Genomic DNA, 19780 nt, shown 5'->3' with positions numbered 1-19780 from the left:
GGGGAAGTATACCTTCAAAGCGCTGATTTCTATTAAGCTTCGCCATCATCCTTCCTTGACTTAATACCACAATGCTTTTATCCCACGCTGCCAAAAAGAACCGCACCCGACGTGCCTAGCCGAAGCTAAGCCGCCAAGTGCGGTCCACTTTTAGTCCGATTTTAATTAATTCAACAAGGTGAATCGGATAGAAGCCTTATTTTTCAACACCTTCGCCGTCCCATTCACGTTCCAGCAAGGTCTTTAATTCGCTAATCAATGGTTCGCGAGGATTAGCGGTCGTGCATTGATCTTCGTAAGCTAATTCAGCTAAGTGATCAACGCTTTGATCGAAATGAGCTTTCTCAACCCGGTTTGCCTTTAATGATAAGGTAACATCCATTGAATGTGCCAAATCAATATATGCTTTAACCAAACTTTCCTTTAATTCTTCATCAGTCTTACCTGGTAAGCCTAATGCCCGTGCAATGTTAGCATAGTCGCCCAAAGCGGTGTTGTAGTTATACTTCGGCCACATTGCCAACTTGGTTGGAATTTCGGCGTTGTAACGAACAACTTGTGGGTAAGTGATTGCAATGGCTAAGCCGTGAGGGAGATTGAATTCCCCACCTAATTTGTGGGCAATGGAGTGGTTAATCCCCAAGAAGGCGTTGGCAAAGGCCATCCCAGCTAAGGTTGACGCATTATGCATCTTTTCACGTGCATACTTGTCACCATCATATGAGGCTTTCAAGTACTTGAAGGCTAATTGTAAGGCCTGAATTGACCAGCCACGGGTGTAGTCCGAAGCCATCGTTGAAACATATGATTCAGTAGCATGGGTAATGACATCCAAGCCAGTCCAAGCCGTCGTCCGTGCTGGAACCGTTTCAACAAATTGTGGGTCAATGATGGCGATATCTGGTTGCATCGCATAGTCAGTTACCGGGTACTTAACATGAGTCTTGGAGTCCGTGATAACCGCATATGGCGTTACTTCAGAACCAGTCCCAGAAGTCGTTGGAATCCCAATATAAGTTACCTTGCTAGCAACTGGGACCTTGTAAGTCCGCTTCCGGATATCCAAGAATTTCTGCTTAGCGCCTAAGAATGAAGCTTCTGGATGTTCATAGAAGAGCCACATCCCTTTGGCCGCATCCATTGCGGACCCACCACCTAAGGCAATGATTGTATCAGGTTCGAAGGCCTTCATCCGGGCAACCCCTTTGTAAACGGTGTCCGTTGATGGGTTTGGTTCAACTTCAGAGAAGATATCGATGTCAACTGGTTCGTCACGCTTCTCTAATTCAGCGGTAACGCGGTCAGCGTAACCGAATTTAACCATCCCGGGGTCACATACTAAGAAGACGCGCTTGATTCCTGCCATATGTTCTAGATACCGAACGGCGTTACGTTCGAAGTAGACCTTGGGAGGCATTTTTACCCATTGCATGTTGTTCCGACGCTTCGCAACTGTTTTGATATTAATCAAGTCCATATCTGAGACGTTATGTGAAATTGAGTTACCACCATATGAGCCAGTCCCTAAGGTTAAGGAAGGTTGCATATTGTTGTAGATGTTCCCGATACCACCAACTGATGATGGGGTATTAACTAAGATCCGGCAAGCAGGCATTGCTAAACCAAATTCTTTAACTAAGTCATCATCTTCAGTATGAATCCCAGCAGTATGGCCTAAACCACCATAATGAAGGAGTTCGTCAGAAATCTTGAAGGCTTCTTTATGATCCTTTGATTTATAAAGGGTCAAGACTGGTGATAATTTTTCACCTGAAAGTGGGAACTTCAAGCCAACGCCATTAATTTCAGCGATTAAGACCCGGCAGTCCTTTGGTACATCGGTTAAACCGGCCATCTTCGCAATGTTATAAGCACTTTGACCAGCGACAGGACCACGAACGGTGTGCCGGTTAGGATCAATAACGGCTTCAGTTAAAGCGGCAATGTCCTTTGGTTTAACAAAGTAGCAGCCTAAACGCTTGAATTCAGCTTTAACATCACTGTAGATGTCAGCGTCCACAATCGCACTGTTTTCAGTCGCACAAACCATCCCATTATCGAAGGTCTTTGATAACACAATGTCGTTAACGGCTTGCTTGAGGTTAGCCGTCTTTTCAATATAGGTTGGGCCGTTACCAGGACCAACACCCAAGGCTGGTTTACCTGATGAGTAAGCGGCCGTTACCATGCTAGGACCACCAGTTGCTAAGATCGTCGCAACATCTGGATGATGCATTAAAGCATTGGTACCTTCCAAGCTTGGATGTTCAACATAGAGGACCGCATCAGCTGGGCCACCAGCCGCAGCAATCGCCGTTTGGAGAATGCGAGCAGCTTCGGCACAAGATTTTTGAGCTTGTGGATGGAAGCCAAAGACGATGGTGTTACGACCCTTTAATGAAATTAAACTCTTGAAAACAACCGTTGATGTTGGGTTAGTGACTGGGGTAACCCCGGCTACGATCCCGACTGGTTCAGCAATCTTCATCATTTGAGTTTCATCGTCGTCTTCCAAGATACCAACGGTCTTGTCATGACGGATACTGTTCCAAATATATTCACTGGCATAGATGTTCTTGATCGCTTTATCTTCAACGACCCCACGCTTAGTTTCTTCAACGGCCATTTTAGCCAATTTCATATGATTATCTAGAGCTGCAACGGCTACTTGTTCACATAAATTATCAATTTGTTCTTGTGAATAGTCTTTCAATACCGCCAAGGCTTTCTTAGAACGTTGCACTAGTTGGTCGACTTCAGTTTCTACAGTGGTTGCCTTTGTCTTGTTTTCTTTGAGCATGGTGCGTTCCTCCGTTTCAAAATTCCTTGTGAATTAATTTACAAGCTCTATTATACGATTGGCTTGTGATTTTGCAAGCGTTTTCCAAAAATTAATTTAATAATTATTTTGCTTGGTTTTTGAAACGCTGGTTTATCGGCATTTAGGGGCTATAAAGAATTTTAGCCGTTAAGTTTGTTTCTTAACAAGGCGGGCCGTTTTATCGTCTTAGTGGGACTTTTTACGTCCTGTATGCACAAAAAAGGCAGCTGACCAATAATCGGCAACCACCATTAACTTTCACAATTCAATCTTTGATCAAGGAAGTGCAGTAACTTCAGACTGTCCTGATCGGTCAAGCTACTCATCCAGCGAGGATGGACACGCATCTTTTCTAAACAGTATCAATCCACGAAGCCTTTCGTAATCCCGCTAACTGCCAATCCTCAATTGGAAAATCGTGTCTTCTGATTTCAATTGACTTCGTTTGATGCTTTGATGTGAGTCGAAAAATAAAGAATCGATTATGTTTTTCTTCTAACAACAGTACTGGTTATCTTTTACCTTTACCAGTCACGCCAAATTCAATATAAGTGACAAATATATGATTAGTATTCATCATCGCCACCATATAACACATCAAATTCTTTGGGCTCATTAATAACTCTCGTTGGAAGCTCTTTGCTTAACTCCCGAATCCGCAACTCTGTTTGTTCCCGTTGTGTCAAACTTAACGTAAATGGCACCGAACCAGTTGCTAAGACTCTTTTATGAAGCGCTGTAGTACCGTTTGCTTCATTCCCAGTGAGTCCAAAACAGCCTTCACACCTTCCGCTAATTTACATAATAGCCATGTAACCACCGTAGTCCGTCACTTTCAGACTTACCAACAATCAGATGCAAAAGCAAACTTATATTTATGGTTGATAAAGTTACTTTATTTGATTTTTGTAACCTTTCTTGTTATGCTAAATCCAGTTACAAAATCGATAAAATATTACCCAAGTCAGATAAAAAGGGGCTTATCAACCATGCAAGCAGCACAATTAATGAAATATGATAAACACTTTAAACTCGTCGTCCACGACATTCCTAAACCCGTACCGCATGACCATGAAGTCCTCGTTCAAGTTAAAGTGGCAGCAGTCAATCCGTTGGAACATCTCATCGGTACTGGCAGTGTCAAGCTGATTCAAAACTACCCGATGCCCCTAACCATGGGTAACGAATTGGCCGGAATTGTCACCGCGGTCGGGTCACAAGTTCAGCAGTTCCAAGTCGGGGATGCAATCTATTCACGGTTACCACTGACGAAGATCGGTGCTTTTGCCGAATATGTGGCTATTGATGAAAACGCCGTCGCCTTAAAGCCCAAGAATCTTGACTTTGCCCATAGCGCAGCCGTGGCCTTGACTGGGCTGACCGCCTATCAAGGGTTCACTGAAGAATTAGCGGCGCAACCCGGTCAATCCGTCATGATTCCAGGTGGTTCCGGTTCTTTTGGTCAACTTGCGATTCCCATTGCCAAAGCCCTCGGGTTAAACGTGATGGTCAGTGGGAATGCGCGTGGCCAAGCAAACGCTGCGGCCATGGGTGTCTCACAGTATTTTAACTATAAAAAAGAAAATTATTGGGAAGCCCTCGCGCCCGTCGACTATGTCATTGATACGATTGGTAAACGGGAACTGGCTCACGAATTATCCGTTTTAAAACCCGGTGGCCGCTTACTCTCATTACGCATCGGCCCTAATCGCCGGTTCGCCCAACAGCACCAGTTATCCGCCTTCAAAACGCTACTCTTTTCAATGGCGGGGGCCTCATTTGATCGTCAAGCCAAAAAAGCCGGGGTCCAATATCACTTTATTTTTGTCCGCAGTGATGGTGCGCAGCTAGCCAAAATCACTAGAATCGTGGAACAAGCCAATATCACCCCCGCGATTGATCCAACTGAGTTTACCCTCGAGCAAGTGAACGAAGCCTTAGCGCTAGTTGCGACGGGCCATCCTCAGGGAAAAGTCCTCATTAAGTTTTAGGAAGGTGACTACTATGCGCAGCTTCGATTATACGAAAGTACCCACACAAAAAATAACGGGCGCCAATGGCATTACCTATGCGTATCGTGATTTAGGCAATCCCGTTGGCATCCCACTAGTTACCTTGACACATCTCTCGGCTAATTTAGATAATTGGGATCCCGAAGTCATTGACGGTCTGGCCCAACATCAACGCGTTATCACCTTTGATTATCCGGGTGTCGGTAGTTCGACCGGGAAAGTGCCGACCAGCATTCAAGGCATGGCCAAAGATGCGTGGCAATTTATCGCAGCACTTAAGTTGACCAAAGTTAACCTCCTTGGCTTTTCAATGGGTGGGATGGTGGCACAAGAAATGTTACTGCAGCAACCTCAAACTGTTCAGCGCGTCATTTTAGCAGGTACTGGCCCTCGTGGTGGCGCAGGTATCGAAAATGTCACCAAGATTTCCGACTTAGCTTTAGTTCGAGCCCTCGTCACTTTTACCGATATCAAAACAACGCTATTCTTTACTCGAACCGTTAATGGCAAAACCAGTGCCAAACAATTTATAACGCGCCTCAAACGACGTCAACAACAACGGGACCGCACCATTTCCTGGGGTGCTTATCGGCGACAACTAAGCGCCATCAACCGCTGGGGTCGGGCCCAACCAGCCGACCTCTCTGCAATTCGGCAACCGGTACTGGTCATTAATGGCGATCATGATCGCATGGTGCCAACCAAGCCGAATACCTACGACTTGCACCAACAACTAGCTAATAGTGATCTTGTGATTTATCCCGACGCTGGCCACGGTAGCATCTTCCAAAATGGCCCTGATTTCGTTGAACGCGCAAATGCCTTTTTGGCTTAGTTCGACAACCTGATTAACAACCATCCAATTTTAAAAAGCAGTTCATCGGAAACCTTCCCGTGAACTGCTTTTTAGTGTGTCTACACTTGGCACTAGTTGAAATTGCCGCCTGCCATTTGTTCCTAAATTTGTAGTCGACAATAGATAATTATTAGTTCCGACTAACTAACGGCGGGTGGGTCAGAATTGGCTCAGTGGTGTCGTTTATCTTGGTCGGTGATTTTCCGACTTAGATAAAGCCCGGCTTTCGAGACCGTACTTCGGCTCGAAACCGTGGCCACCACGTTCCAGTCGATTCTGAGCCAACCAGAGTGACAATTTAAACCAACTAGCACCAAACGTAGTGGGACAAAAAAAGAGCATCGGTTAGTACCGATACTCTCAAATAACATTAAGTTAAGGTCGTCCAAATTAATTGCAAGTTCAGAATAATTAAAATCACGGCAACGACCCAAGCTGTGTATTTGACCCACTTCCGATTGGCAAATGGTCCCATCAGCTTTCGATCACTGGTAAAGATAATCAGTGGAATCATCGCAAATGGCAACGCAATCGACAAGAAGACTTGCGAGAAGGTCAATAAGCTTTCGATTTTAGCTTCATTACCATGATAGTAAATTGCAAAAATCAACACCGGCGTAATCGACATCAACCGTGTCAATAACCGTTGAGCCCATAATGGCATCCGCAAGTGAATAAAGCCTTCCATGATGATCTGCCCGGCTAAAGTCCCAGTAATTGTGGAACTTTGACCAGAAGCTAACAAGGCGATTGCAAATAGCATACTTAACATTGGACTGGCAATGGCGCCCACAATCTGCGGGTTGCTCAACGCATTGAATAAATCAGCGAAACGCCCCAGATCACTATGTGTGCCATAGAACAAGGCCGCCCCTAAGATTAAGAGCAAACTGTTAACTACAAACGCCAATGTTAATTGAATATTTGAATCCGCGATGGTAAAACGAATCGTCTTTTTAACGGACGCTTCATCGTGAATATCATACTTGCGAGTCTGTGAGATCGATGACCCTAAATACAAATCATGTGGCATCACGGTCGCCCCAACGATCCCCAATGCCAAGTACAACATGGGTTGATTCGTGAGCACTTTAGCACGCGGCACATAACCACCTAAGACACCCAAAGCATCGGGCTTTGATAAAAAGACTTCGTAGGCAAAGACTAATAAAATAACCGCCACTAAGGTCGCCACAATCGCTTCGATCTTGTGGAATCCCAACTTCATTAAGAAGAGTAGGATCAACACATCAAAAGCCGTAATCGTAATCCCCACAATCAATGGGAACCCGAATAGTAGCTCCAACGCAATCCCAGACCCAATAATTTCAGCAATATCAGTCGCCATAATCGCGAGTTCCGTAATGATCCACAGGCCGAGGCCCGCCCACTTAGAGGTCCGCTCCCGCGTCAACTGCGCGAGATCACGGCCGGTCACAATACCGAGCCGAGCCGACATCGCTTGTAAGAGCATCGCAATCAAACTAGATAGTAAAACGACACTCAGCAAGGTGTACTTGAACTGCGCCCCACCACCAATCGAGGTGATCCAGTTCCCAGGATCCATATACCCGACCGCAATCAAGGCCCCCGGTCCGGTATAGGCTAGCAACGTCCGGAAATAACCTTTGTTTTCCGGCACTTCAATCGTGCCATTGATTTCATCTAGGCTCTTTCGCTGGGTTCCAGTTTCTTTAATGAATTTACTGGTCTGCTTTTTTTCGTCCGTTTTCGGTTTCAAAACGGTCCGCCCTCTTTCCACATCCAACTCCTGAGGGGTTGATATTTAATTTTTTAGTTACCGTACCACAATGACTGAGATGGGCGCTTTTCGGGCTAACCGCGGCCCAATAGCGCCCGCAATCTTCGAGTGTGCAAATTCAGTATCGGCCCCAGTTACTAGTAAATCAGGCTTAAAATCAGGAATAACTTGCTCCAAAATCACATCATCCACGTCTCCGCCCTCATAAACGAGTGGTTCAACCTTTTTAATCCCAGATTTTTCAGCTAATTGAACATAGCTCTGCACGACATCTTCCACGTGCTTTCGTTTGGCATCGATCTTTGAAGGGGTTAGCGAATCAAAAATATTGATATCTTCGCTTTCCATCACTGAGACGATTCCCAGCGTCACATCGTAATCGTGCGCTAAGGTCGTTGCATAACGAAACGCCCGTTCTGACGACGTATTATCGTCTTCATCAACGGTTAATAAGACCCGTCGATAAATCAATGGATCATTCATTTTACTGCTCTCCATATTTCGTACCTCCGCATTGAGTTGACTTGGTATCTGCCACTGTTATTATAACAGTTTCAACTGTGGCTCGCCGGTTTGTTTAGGCTAACCTAACGTGCCTTGGGAATCGCGATTAAAGTCTGTTGCAGCCAGTTCACATAGTAAGCCTCGCGACCAATCGCATGTTGTAAGATCAAGTAATGGCCATAATTTTCGGCCTGACTAGCTTTGGTTGGAAAGACCGTTTTTAGCCGCGCCTGTAAGTGCGTCAGCTTATCTGTATGCAGTCGGCGCTGTTCATGCAGCATCGGCACCAAGCGGGGATCCCGGCTCGTCCGGATAAAATACAACTTCAAAATAAATTCGTCTTTGGTGGCCGTCAAATCCGGCGTCCCATCGCTAATCCAAGTATGCAAAAGTTGCGCGCCAGTGGCCGTAATATGATACAGCTTCTTTTCAAGCTTGGCCCCACTGATCGTCACTTCATGCGTAATATAACCTTGGTCTTCCAACCGTTTCAATTGTGGGTAGATTTGGCTATGCTGAGCTTGCCAAAATTCACCAATTTCATTATCGAACGCTTTAGTCAGGTCATACCCGGTTAATGGATGTTGATTGAGCAAACCTAAAATAATAAATTGCAGTTTGTTTTTCTGTGCCATGTGAGCAACCCCCTTGACGAAATGTTAACTTCAGTATACACTAGCTTTGTTGTTTAAAACATGTAATTAATTACACGTTTTAATTAACCTAATTTAAACAAAGAAGGCTTTGATAAAAATGAGCAAAACATTTAAAACTTTAGACGACTTTTTAGGCACCCACTTTATTTATACTTATGACAATGGCTGGGAATATGAATGGTATGCTAAAAACGATCATACCGTTGATTACCGGATTCATGGTGGCATGGTGGCCGGCCGTTGGGTCAAGGATCAAGCAGCTCATATTGTCATGCTAACCGCTGGCATTTATAAAGTCGCCTGGACAGAACCAACTGGGACCGACGTGGCATTAGATTTCTTACCCAATGAAGGTAAAGTCAACGGGACCATCTTCTTCCCGAAATGGGTGCAAGAACATCCTGAGATCACCGTCACCTTCCAAAACGAACATATCGATGTGATGGAAGCGGCCCGTGAAAAGTATGCCACTTATCCTAAGCTGGTCGTCCCTGAATTTGCCACGATCACTTACATGGGTGACGCTGGCCAAGACAACGATGACGTCATCAGTGAAGCGCCTTACGCTGGTTTACCAGATGACATTCGTAACGGCAACTACTTCGATGCCGATTACCACCGCATCAAGAAATAATTGTTTCACGTGAAACATTAAAGCGACCGCCAAAATGACGGTCGCTTTTTATATACTTTAAGCTGCTAGAAATCGTTTGTCTACTATAGAAGCTTAATCGTTAGTTACATCGAGTTGGACACTACCAAGATCTTGATCAAAATCAGCTTGCCAGTGGCCGGCCGTTAAGAATGGTGGTAAGACAAAGGTCCCCGAAGAGACGCGTTGACCCGCCGTTAACGATTTACCCTGTGCCGCCAGCTTGCCCACTAGCCAGTGCAACGATTTTAACGGATTACCTAAGACTTCACTGGCCACCCCATCTTTTAAATGTTCATTATCATGAGTAAGACTGCATTTAACAGTCGCCACCGCGTCAACGGAAGCAAACTGCTGATCGGTATCGCGTTCCTCACCGTAGACCACTAACCCGCCAACCGCCGCATCGGCTACAACTAAGTTCTTCGGTAGATCGGGGAACCAGTCAGCGAAACGTGAATCCGGTAGTTCTAGTCCCGGTGCCACCGTCGTCTTATGCCGTAAATCTTCTAAAGAGTCATCCGGTGAAAGCTTTTCTTTGGCTTTAAAGACTAGTTCCACTTCTACTAATGGCGTCATTAACTGACCTAACCGGACCGTCGTGGGTGCCGCTAAGAAATGATTGCTGACTTGTGCCCCGTACAACGGTGCCTGCGCATCAAACATCTTTTGAGTTTCTTCACTAGTTAACGACACTTTATAGCCGCCAACCGGTTGATTCTTGAGCGTGGTTAGTTGCGCTTGGACGCGATAAGCTGCATCCTCATCCGCAACGGTGTCAGTAAAGTCTGCCATCGTTAACGCATGTTGGGTCTGGTAAGCATCAAATAATTGTTGGGCAAATTGGGTTTCTGTTTCAGTGGTCGTTGTTGTCATAAGCATGATCTCCATTTCTATGTGTTGGTACCTAGTTACTTGTACTATGTGTCTGTTGAAATATGTCTGTTTCTCCCCTTGATGCTAGTTGGATTAAACGGTCACTCTGGTTGGCCCAGAATCGGCGTTAAATAACAGGAATTAAAAAATTAACAATTAATGATTCTCAGTTCAGTTATTCAGCCAATCGACCGGCATCAATTTCAACTAACACCAAGCGTATTTTTTTATATTCTTCACTATGTGTCCGCATGCTGCGGCTTTAAACTTCTATGTGTGATTGCGATGTGAGCGTCTAAATACGACGCGTTATGTGTCCCCTATTAACTTAATTTTGACCTACTATTAACCATCTTTGGAGGACTTGAATCCTCAAAGTTTGGTTGACCAATCGGCTAGCTATCCGACTTACACCCCTTGGGTAACTAGCCACCCGAATGTCCGATTCCATTGTCCTCACCACCTTTAATTGACCACAAAAAAACGTCCTTCACGAGCTCCATTGAGTTCGTTAAAGGACGTTGATAAAACGGGTTACCACCTTTGTTCGCGTTGACCTCACAGCCAACGCCTTAGCGCGTACAGCCAAATGGCGATACGCCGGTACACTAATGGGCACCATCCAGAACCGCCTCCATTACTTTCGGGGTTCAACTCAAAGGTGATCTATATTAAGTCGCCATGACTGCCTTGCACCAATCTGCAGCTCGCTAACTAGGCGATCTTAATACCGTTCCTTCTCGAAGTCTTTAATCTAAATTTAATTAATGATTAGAGTTTATCCCCGGTTTGTCGCCTTGTCAAGTTAAATTATTAAAAAAAGATGAGATTGTTTTAAAATCCAAGTTAAGCTTTTCGCGTCGCCTCAGTCTTCTCAGACGACTATGATATAATAGGCTGGAAAATATGAGGTGAATAGAAATGAAAAAGAATCGTTTATGGGCGATTATCGGAACCATTGTCGTTGTGGCCGTGATCGTGATCGGGGGCTGGCTAGCAAATAATCAGCACAGCAATAAGGCAACTAAGTCTAATAATAGCCAACCAACGACGCAGGCAGCCTTAAAGCCCGCCTACGTCAAAAAAACCGTCCGGGTAACTAACCGCTTATGGTATATTGCTGGTAGCATTAAGAAGCCGAACAGCGGGAACGGCATGGAAGCTTATGACTTCAAAAAGAACGGTAAAGTCGTCATCTACAACATTCCAAAGTTTTACAGTAGTAAAGCGGCTGCCAAAAAAGCTGGTAACCTGAATCTTTCTGGTACGGTCAACTATACCGTTAGCCAAAACAAGAAACAGCAAACGGTCGTCAAACTCAAAGGCAAGCTCTCTGGTATCGACTTTGCCCAGACATTAACCTTGAAAAAGACCGTTCATGGCACTAATGGCAAGCTACAATTAACAGGGTATCATGTGGCTCGTGATGTTGATAAAGACGTCACCCAAGCCGTTTTTGTCCGCGTTAAATAACCTTAATCCTAAAAAAGTGAACTGGAAATCCCAGTTCACTTTTTTTATAAGTTTAGTTCAGTTTTCCAAACTGTCTTGTTTGATGTTTACATACTGCTCAGTATGCGTATCGCGCAGCGTGTAATTTGGTGGCAACGCATCGCGGTCGGCCTTAACAATCTGAAACCCAACCCGACTATAAAACCGCAACGCCGGCTCATTGGCCATTACACATTTCAAGGTTAACGGCGCCGTGGCATACTGCCGTAGTTCCGTTAATAAGGCCGCGCCGACCCCTTGCTGTCGAAAGTCAGGGGCAACAAATAGCAGATGAATAAAGTTGGCTAACCGATAAAACGAACTAAAACCAGCCCGCTGACCATCAATCCAGGCCACCAGGATCAACTCCCCGCGGCTATCTTGCTCAAAATCAGCTAGTTTTGGCTGCGGCACCCAGGGAAAATCCTGTTGCCGATCAGTTAGATAGATCTGGGCTAAGGCCGCATGATCTGCTACCGTTGCCGGTTTAATTTGAATCATTGCCATTATTCAGCACCCCCATCGGCGTTATTGCTTCTTATTATGCGAGTTTGCTGGCTAAAAAACAATCTTTTAAGGATTAGACCGATAATAGCTTGCTGACTGAAAGCGATACTAGTATTAACTTGAACTATCAACCCATTAGCTGCTGCCATGACAGTCCGTTGATTGCCATTATTAAATAACTGTCGCCGTAAAAACCAAAGATTTAGCGCAATTGCTTGTTCAGTTGTTGGTCATGTATTAGCCAATAAATTCCTTAATTGACCAGCGCCCGGAACAATATTATTAGGCGCTAAAATTCCAACATAACTGGGCATGTTAACTATTACCATGCCATGGGCTACTTTTCGCGTTCATGACTATCCCTTAACTGGCTTCAAGCCCGCAGTAGCGGTATAATACGGTAATAATCTGTCATGATGAAAGTAGGGGAACCATGCGAACAGCAATTGTAACCGATAGTGCGAGTTATCTATCAGCGGAAGCTATCAAAAAGTACGACATTCACGTTGTACCGATCACCGTCATTTTTGGACAACAAACATACTTAGAAAATGTTGAAATGACGTCTAAAGAATTCTACGAACGGATGCGCACTGCACCGGAATTGCCAACAACAACACAAATCACGTTGGGGCAAATGCAACAAATGTATGACCAATTAGCCGCTGAAGGTTACGATGCCGTCATCAGTATCCACCTATCTTCCGGAATCACTAGCTTCATCACGAACCTAGAGAGCTACTTACCGAATATTACGAACATTAAAGTCTACCCATTTGATTCCTTGATTACTGCGGGCGGCGAAGCGTATATGGCCTTATTAGCCGCTAAACTAATTGCCGCGGGACAAACGCCCGAACAAGTTATCACGCAATTAGAAGCCTTGCGCGACACGACGGAAGTTTACTTTGTCGTCGATAATCTCAGCCACCTCGTGCGCACTGGTCGCTTATCAAATGCTTCCGGCTTAGTTGGAAACCTCTTGCGTATCAAACCCGTGCTAACCTTCGAGGATGGTAAGATTGTGGCGATTCAAAAGGAACGCACAATGCGGCGGGCCTATCAAGCCATCAAAGCCAAGCTAGCGGCAGCTATTGAAGCTGCGGATTATCCATTACGGGTCACCATCGAAAATGGGAATAATCCTAAGATGCAAGCTGAATGGACCGCTGACCTGGAAGCCAGCTTCCCCGGCCTTAAGATTATCGAAGGTGAGATCGGCCCGGTTGTCGGCGTGCACGTTGGCGAAGGCGTGATGGGCTTAATCTGGGCCCGTGATTGGGAACAATGGCCGACTAAATAACTGCAAGCAAAAGAGCAAGTTGACTAAATCGTCAACTTGCTCTTTTTTAAAGCTCACTTTTTCTTCGCTTTTTTCTTTTTACCCTTTTTCTTAGGCTTACCGGTCGACTGAGCCTGCTTCGCCACTAACTTACGGGCTTTTTTCAGCAACTTCTGTTGACCTACCGGATCTAATTGTTGCCACAACGCCGTTAACTCCTCGGCGACAACAGGTGTGACCGGGGACGCTGTCGGTTCAACAACTGGGTCAGCGCCTAACAACCAATCTGGATTAACGGCCAAGGCTTGCGCCAAGGTCGTGACTTTATCATGCTTAGCCACATACTTACTGCTTAACCACTGACTGATTGACGAACGGCCAATTCCGGTTTGTTTTGATAATTGGGCGGACGTCACATTGGCTTGTTGCATCGCCGTTTTTAACCGATCTGCAAAAACACTCATGGGCCATATCCTCCTAATAACTTAGTGTAACGGATCCCAAGCTGGTAACCGTTTAGCCGGTTCCGTCAATAATGCTTGAAATTCAGGCGCTAAGAACCGTTTGTGCACGACCACTTCATAGACATAGTCATTAAACCAATCCTGACTCATCACAAAGTAGCCTTGATCACCATTAGCGGTTCCCCAACTATTTTCAACTTTCCATTTTGTCGGCGTATCATCTACCAAGTCAACGCCCGTTAAGGTCATGGCATGGCTGACTTCACCCTCACCCGTTTGTAAGCGTTGGGCCTTCGTTAAATGATCGTTAACACCAATTAACTTAGCCGTTTCATACAAGTGTGCATCCAAGTACCCAGCTTTACGATCTAGCTGCCGCAAGACATCATTACCAAACCAGATAGTCTCGCCCGCTTGTAATTGTTGGACCGCTACATCGGTCAGCACACCCATATCAACGTTCAAGAACGTAATCTGCTTACCACCGATAATATTATCTTCGTCCGGCAAACTATACAATTGATTCAACGGCTTATCCGGCGAATTCGTGACGACCACGTAATCATCCAGATCCGTTGCAAAGTAGTCTTTAAAGAACGCTTGTGGCGTGACATCCGGCACTCGATGATAATTTTTATCATCATCTCGATATTCCAAATCAAACTTGGTCGGTGGTTCCCCAAAAGCATAAACCGCTAGCCGATAAACTTCTTGCAACATCGACTTTTCTAGTGACTGTAACTCAGCTTCGTCCGCACCATTCATGACTAACTGCCGTAACTTCAAGCCATCTTTGCGTAATTTCCGTGACAGGACGGCCTGAAAATCACTGGTGTTATTGCTATTATACGTTTCAGGCATGACACTAGCGGGAACGACGCCATATTTTTGCACAAGTCCCGCGGCCATCGCCCATTGACCACCATCTTCACCAGGATTATCGAATAAGAACTGAACTAGTCGGTCATTGATAGGTTGCCGCGCCGTCTGTTCAACATTGCGATAAAAACTGTTGGCCCGTTCGATCTTATCCCAGAAGAATAAATAACTCTCTGATAATTCAAAATCCTTAACATGATATTTAGCGGCAAATTTATGCCGTAATGTGTTCAATAACGAGAACTCCCAGCAACGACCACTATGCTTCTGATTGCTGACCTTGCCAGTCGGCACTTCCACTGAAAATGTCCGGTCTAAACGACTGGCTGCAGTCTGATCATAACTAGCTGCTTTCAAACCATTCTTGGTAACTGTCCGCGTTAGTACTGGACCCACCGGATCAGCAGCTTGTTTCGCACGCATGGCAGCCAAAGCGGATTGCGTTAATGCGATTGCCATTCTAAGGACCTCCATTTTAAGTTTTTAGCACTACTCATAATTGCTCTGTAGTGCAAGTTTGTTAACTAACTTGCCTTCAGTTTAGCCTTGTTTTAAAGCGATTTCAATCACGGACCACAGATTTGTTTATCTATCTAAACAAAAATCGTTCCGCAAACTAACCAAAATGGTTCGTTGCGCAACGATTATTATTTTAATAGCCAATTGTATTAACATTATGGCGTTTCGTGGCACTCGTATCCCAAAACGGCACTTTCACAACGCCCAAGACCTTTTTAGCCGGCACAAAGCCCCAGTACCGACTGTCATTTGAGACTGAACGATGATCTCCTAAGACAAAGTAGCTGTGCTTAGGAACTTTCGTTGTCTGAATCGACCATTCATTTTTATTGGACAAGCCTTGCAGGTTCCAGTCACCCGTTCCTTGGGTCCGCTCAAACTGACTAATAAAGCTTTGATTGACCCGTTTACCATTGACATAGAGCTGGCCATCGCGCGAACTAACCGTATCTCCAGGCATGCCAATGACGCGCTTCACATACTTCACGTTCTTCGAAGTAGCATCCGGATCCACGCGATACGCATTGAAGACAATCACGCTCAAATGCTTGATGGCAACCGTCTTCACCACAGCTACCCGTTCATCATTCTCCAGATTAGCTTCCATTGATGGACCATCGACCCGGACCATTGTAAATACAAACCGCCGAATGAGTAACGCAACCAATAACCCCACGACGATTGGTATCACCCAGCTCATAATCTCCTTAAACATCTTCATCAACCAAAGTCTCCCTTTACCGACATACAGATTCTCAATTATTATAATCCAATTAATAGTCGTTGTCTGTTAATGCCGGGGCCTTTAGTGAAATTTAGTGATTTGGGGCTAGTTGGCTTAACTTGCCACTCCGATTGGGACAGCATTTTAGAACCCGACCAGCTAAAAAAACGGCAACTAGTCTTCACACTAGTCACCGTTTTTAGTTAATCTTAATCTTGAACTTTAGCAATCCGTCCTTGTTGAATGTAAACACTCAAAATAGCGATATCAGCGGGATTGACCCCACTAATCCGGGACGCTTGTGCAATCGTCGCTGGTTGAATCTTCTTCAGCTTTTGATGGGCTTCAGTTGCTAAGCCGTCAATTGCATCGTAATCAATCCGATCAGGAATTTTCTTAGCTTCCAACTTCTTCAAGTGGGCGACGCGTTCTTCAGCTTTTTTGATATAGCCGGCATACTTGATTTGAATTTCAACTTGTTCAATAATATGCCGTTCCAATGGTTCTGGTGCTGCGGGAATGAACCGCATCAGATCAGCATAACTGACCTCTGGCCGCTTCAAGAAATCGGCAGCCAAGACACCATCTTTAAGTTCACCAGAATGATGTTCGCGCAAGAATTCGTTAACGTCATCATTAGGTTTGATTCGGATGTTGTCTAAACGGTCAAGTTCGTCTTTAATTGCTTGCCGTTTGGCTTCGAAAGCCGCATAACGGTCATCGTCAATCAAGCCTAATTCATGCCCCTTATCGGTTAAACGCAAGTCCGCATTATCATGCCGTAGAATCAACCGGTATTCAGCCCGGCTGGTTAACAAACGATAAGGTTCATTGGTCCCCTTAGTCACCAAATCATCGATCATGACCCCAATATAGGCATCACTACGCTTTAAGGTTAATTGGCCACGGTCTAATGCCCGTAAACCCGCATTAATCCCCGCAATCAAGCCTTGACCAGCAGCTTCTTCATAACCAGAAGTCCCATTAGTTTGACCAGCGGTATACAAGTTCTTAACTAGCTTAGTTTCTAGCGTTGCCCGTAACTGATACGGCGCTACCACATCATATTCAATCGCATAGCCCGGCCGCATCATTTCGGCGTCTTCTAGCCCCTTAATTGAATGTAAGATATCTTGTTGCACTTCTTCTGGCATCGAGGTCGACAGTCCTTGAACGTACCATTCATCCGTATTACGGCCTTCTGGTTCCAAGAACAATTGATGACGCTTCTTGTCAGCAAACCGGACAATCTTATCTTCAATTGATGGGCAGTACCGTGGGCCAACCCCTTCGATCACGCCAGTAAACATCGGCGCCCGGTCGAGGTTGTCTCGAATAATCTTATGCGTGGTTTCGTTAGTGTACGTTAACCAGCAAGATAATTGATGTTTTAAGTCAATATAGTCCTCATCCTCGGTTTCGAAACTAAAGTGATGAGGTTCGGGATCGCCTGGTTGTTCTTCCGTCACACTATAATCAATCGTGTTCCCGTCAACCCGTGGCGGCGTCCCAGTCTTAAAGCGTTCAAGGTCAAAGCCCAGCTTTTCCAAATCACCAGATAACTTCATCGCTGGTTGCGAATTATTAGGACCTGACGAATACATTAATTCGCCAATAATAATCTTTCCTCGTGCGGCGGTCCCCGTCGTTAAGACAACACTCTTGGCACTATAACGGGCCCCAGTGTTCGTGATAACCCCTTTGCAGACGCCATCTTCAACGATCAAACCATCCACGATGCCTTGACGTAGCGTCAAGTTAGGTTCGCGCTCAATTGTATGCTTCATTTCGGCGTGATAAGCATGCTTATCCGCCTGGGCCCGGAGCGCCCGCACAGCAGGGCCCTTACCGGTATTTAACATCCGCATTTGAACGTAAGTCTTATCAATATTGCGGCCCATTTCGCCCCCTAAGGCGTCAATTTCGCGGACCACAATGCCTTTCGCCGGTCCCCCGACGGATGGATTACAAGGCATGAAGGCCACCATATCTAAGTTGATGGTCATCAGTAACGTGCGGTTACCCATTCGGGCCGCTGCTAGGGCGGCTTCCGAACCGGCATGACCAGCACCTACGACGATAACGTCATAGTCGCGGCCAGCGTATTGCTTTACTTCTGTCATGATTAACTTTTCCTCCGTACGACGCTACTTACCCAGACAAAATTGGCTAAATAGTTGATCAATTAATTCATCTTCATAGCTATCCCCAGTAATTTGTCCCAGGAATTCCCAACAACGGGTCATATCGATCTGAACCAAGTCAACCGGCATCCCAGCCGCAATCCCCGTCTGCACATCCTGCAAGGCTTGCTTGGCTTGGTGCAATAACCCGATATGACGGGCGTTAGTGACCATCACATTATTTTGACTACTTTCGATGCCTTCATTAAAGAACATCTTCGCAATCCGTTGTTCCAACTGTTCAACCCCGGCTTGCTGTAAGACCGACATACTCATGACATCGGCCATATCAACGTTATCAGCGAGTTTCGCTTGATCAAGCTTAGCGGGTAGATCGGTCTTGTTTAAGATTACGATCCGTTTCGAATCATTCGTTTCAGCGAGCAATTCCAGATCTTCAGCAGTTAAAGGTTGGCTGTTATCTAAGACTAACAAGACCAAGTCAGCGGCACCAATGGCTTTACGGCTCCGTTCAACCCCAATCTTTTCGACCTTATCTTCGGTATCGCGAATTCCAGCCGTATCTACTAATTTCAACGGCACACCACGGACATTGACGTATTCTTCAATGACATCTCGCGTGGTGCCGGCGACATCCGTCACAATGGCTTTATCTTCATGCAACAAATGATTTAGTAAACTCGACTTACCAACATTCGGCCGACCAATAATCGCCGTTGCCAGCCCTTCTCGCAAGACTTTACCTTGCTTGGCCGTCGCCAACAACTGATCGATACTTTGACCCACTTCAGTCGCCTTTTCGGTCAGCATCTTCGTGGTCATGGCTTCAACCGCATCATATTCCGGATAATCGATATTAACTTCAACTTGCGCCAACACATCCAAGATATCTTGCCGTAAATGCCGAATTAAGGTCGATAGATCACCATCTAATTGATTTAAAGCCACTTTCATCGACTTATCTGTCTTAGCTCGAATCAAGTCCATTACGGCTTCAGCTTGAGAAAGGTCCAAACGGCCATTTAAGAAGGCCCGCTTGGTAAACTCACCCGGCTCAGCCATCCGTGCGCCATGGCTCAAAATCAACTGTAAAATCTCGTTAGTCGCCACGAGGCCGCCATGACAGTTAATCTCAATCACATCTTCACGGGTGTACGTCTTAGGTGCCCGCATCACCGAAGCCATGACTTCATCGACTTCTTGCTTCGTATCAGGGTCAATAATATGCCCGTAATTAATCGTATGGGAGTTAACCTTGCTTAAATCTTTCCCTTTAAAAATGCGAGCCACAACGTTAAACGTCTGCTCACCACTAATCCGGATAATCGAAATTCCACCTTCACCAGGTGGTGTCGAAATTGCCGCAATCGTATCAAATTCCGTGGTCGTCGGCATGTCATCATTTCCTTTCATTTGCTGTTTAAGCAGCGCTTTACCGCCTAATACTATACCAAGTTTTACTTACAATTAGTTAACAATATGTCCTAAAATGCAGAAAAAAAGCGCCTAGTCCACGCCACCTTAAAGCGTGGATAAAGCACTTTGACTACTTTATCTAAAAGATAAGAATGATTACCACTTACTATAATAGCTCATTTGTCGTTTGTCAAACGCCTGTTTGTGTTCACTAA

At 45.4% G+C, this 19780-nt stretch carries 16 protein-coding genes; 5 read left to right on the top strand and 11 right to left on the bottom strand.

Annotated elements, in window-relative coordinates:
• Positions 1 to 196 precede the first annotated feature (196 nt).
• Entirely contained in the window at positions 197 to 2800 is a 2604-nt protein-coding gene (gene adhE, locus FFM80_RS06895) for a bifunctional acetaldehyde-CoA/alcohol dehydrogenase (RefSeq protein WP_137635155.1), read from the bottom strand.
• Positions 2801 to 3810: 1010 nt separating this feature from the next.
• Here adhE and FFM80_RS06890 point away from each other — a divergent pair.
• Together FFM80_RS06890 and FFM80_RS06885 are read left to right on the top strand one after the other, a co-directional pair.
• Positions 3811 to 4812, top strand: coding sequence for an NADP-dependent oxidoreductase (locus tag FFM80_RS06890; protein ID WP_137640141.1), 1002 nt, complete (start codon positions 3811 to 3813; stop codon positions 4810 to 4812).
• A 13-nt stretch (positions 4813 to 4825) separates the two neighbouring features.
• A complete protein-coding gene (locus FFM80_RS06885) occupies positions 4826 to 5668 on the top strand; it encodes an alpha/beta fold hydrolase (RefSeq protein WP_137640140.1) in 843 nt (280 codons plus the stop codon).
• A 391-nt stretch (positions 5669 to 6059) separates the two neighbouring features.
• Here FFM80_RS06885 and FFM80_RS06880 read toward each other — a convergent pair whose 3' ends face one another.
• The 3 genes from FFM80_RS06880 to FFM80_RS06870 form a co-directional block, all read right to left on the bottom strand.
• On the bottom strand, positions 6060 to 7430 hold the full coding sequence (locus FFM80_RS06880) for an Nramp family divalent metal transporter (RefSeq protein ID WP_379852659.1): 1371 nt from the start codon (positions 7428 to 7430) through the stop codon (positions 6060 to 6062).
• Between the two features lie 57 nt (positions 7431 to 7487).
• Positions 7488 to 7949, bottom strand: coding sequence for a universal stress protein (locus tag FFM80_RS06875; RefSeq protein ID WP_137640139.1), 462 nt, complete (start codon positions 7947 to 7949; stop codon positions 7488 to 7490).
• Between the two features lie 89 nt (positions 7950 to 8038).
• Entirely contained in the window at positions 8039 to 8590 is a 552-nt protein-coding gene (locus FFM80_RS06870; RefSeq protein WP_137640138.1) for a PadR family transcriptional regulator, read from the bottom strand.
• Between the two features lie 118 nt (positions 8591 to 8708).
• Here FFM80_RS06870 and FFM80_RS06865 point away from each other — a divergent pair, with 118 nt between their 5' ends.
• Entirely contained in the window at positions 8709 to 9245 is a 537-nt protein-coding gene (locus FFM80_RS06865; protein WP_137640137.1) for a phenolic acid decarboxylase, read from the top strand.
• Positions 9246 to 9338: 93 nt separating this feature from the next.
• On the opposite strand, the gene FFM80_RS06860 is transcribed toward FFM80_RS06865, so the two are convergent.
• Positions 9339 to 10139 carry a 2-keto-4-pentenoate hydratase gene (locus FFM80_RS06860; protein WP_137640136.1) on the bottom strand — a complete coding sequence of 267 codons (801 nt, stop codon included), beginning with the start codon at positions 10137 to 10139 and terminating at the stop codon, positions 9339 to 9341.
• Positions 10140 to 11060: 921 nt separating this feature from the next.
• On the opposite strand from FFM80_RS06860, the gene FFM80_RS06855 reads away from it, so the two are divergent.
• Entirely contained in the window at positions 11061 to 11612 is a 552-nt protein-coding gene (locus tag FFM80_RS06855; protein WP_137640135.1) for a hypothetical protein, read from the top strand.
• 57 nt (positions 11613 to 11669) lie between these two features.
• On the opposite strand, the gene FFM80_RS06850 is transcribed toward FFM80_RS06855, so the two are convergent.
• Complete coding sequence (locus FFM80_RS06850; RefSeq protein WP_223877313.1) at positions 11670 to 12137, bottom strand: GNAT family N-acetyltransferase; 468 nt, start codon at positions 12135 to 12137, stop codon at positions 11670 to 11672.
• A gap of 433 nt (positions 12138 to 12570) precedes the next feature.
• On the opposite strand from FFM80_RS06850, the gene FFM80_RS06845 reads away from it, so the two are divergent.
• The gene (locus tag FFM80_RS06845; RefSeq protein WP_137640133.1) at positions 12571 to 13440 is read left to right on the top strand and encodes a DegV family protein; all 870 of its coding nucleotides are present in this window, start codon (positions 12571 to 12573) and stop codon (positions 13438 to 13440) included.
• Between the two features lie 53 nt (positions 13441 to 13493).
• Here the strand turns inward: FFM80_RS06845 and FFM80_RS06840 are convergent, their stop codons facing one another.
• From FFM80_RS06840 to mnmE, 5 genes are all read right to left on the bottom strand, one after another.
• Complete coding sequence (locus FFM80_RS06840) at positions 13494 to 13883, bottom strand: helix-turn-helix domain-containing protein (protein WP_137640132.1); 390 nt, start codon at positions 13881 to 13883, stop codon at positions 13494 to 13496.
• A 21-nt stretch (positions 13884 to 13904) separates the two neighbouring features.
• A complete protein-coding gene (locus FFM80_RS06835; protein WP_137640131.1) occupies positions 13905 to 15221 on the bottom strand; it encodes a C1 family peptidase in 1317 nt (438 codons plus the stop codon).
• A 193-nt stretch (positions 15222 to 15414) separates the two neighbouring features.
• Positions 15415 to 16002, bottom strand: a complete 588-nt coding sequence (gene lepB / locus FFM80_RS06830; RefSeq protein WP_137640130.1) for a signal peptidase I — start codon at positions 16000 to 16002, stop codon at positions 15415 to 15417.
• Between the two features lie 212 nt (positions 16003 to 16214).
• The gene (gene mnmG / locus FFM80_RS06825) at positions 16215 to 18128 is read right to left on the bottom strand and encodes a tRNA uridine-5-carboxymethylaminomethyl(34) synthesis enzyme MnmG (RefSeq protein WP_137640129.1); all 1914 of its coding nucleotides are present in this window, start codon (positions 18126 to 18128) and stop codon (positions 16215 to 16217) included.
• Between the two features lie 24 nt (positions 18129 to 18152).
• On the bottom strand, positions 18153 to 19544 hold the full coding sequence (gene mnmE, locus FFM80_RS06820; RefSeq protein ID WP_137634230.1) for a tRNA uridine-5-carboxymethylaminomethyl(34) synthesis GTPase MnmE: 1392 nt from the start codon (positions 19542 to 19544) through the stop codon (positions 18153 to 18155).
• Between the last annotated feature and the right edge of the window lie 236 nt (positions 19545 to 19780).

The organism is Lactiplantibacillus dongliensis (genome assembly GCF_005405105.1).
Classification (GTDB): Bacteria; Bacillota; Bacilli; order Lactobacillales; family Lactobacillaceae; genus Lactiplantibacillus; species Lactiplantibacillus dongliensis.
Note: the sequence above shows the minus strand (reverse complement) of the source record. Positions and strands in the feature narration are given on the sequence as shown.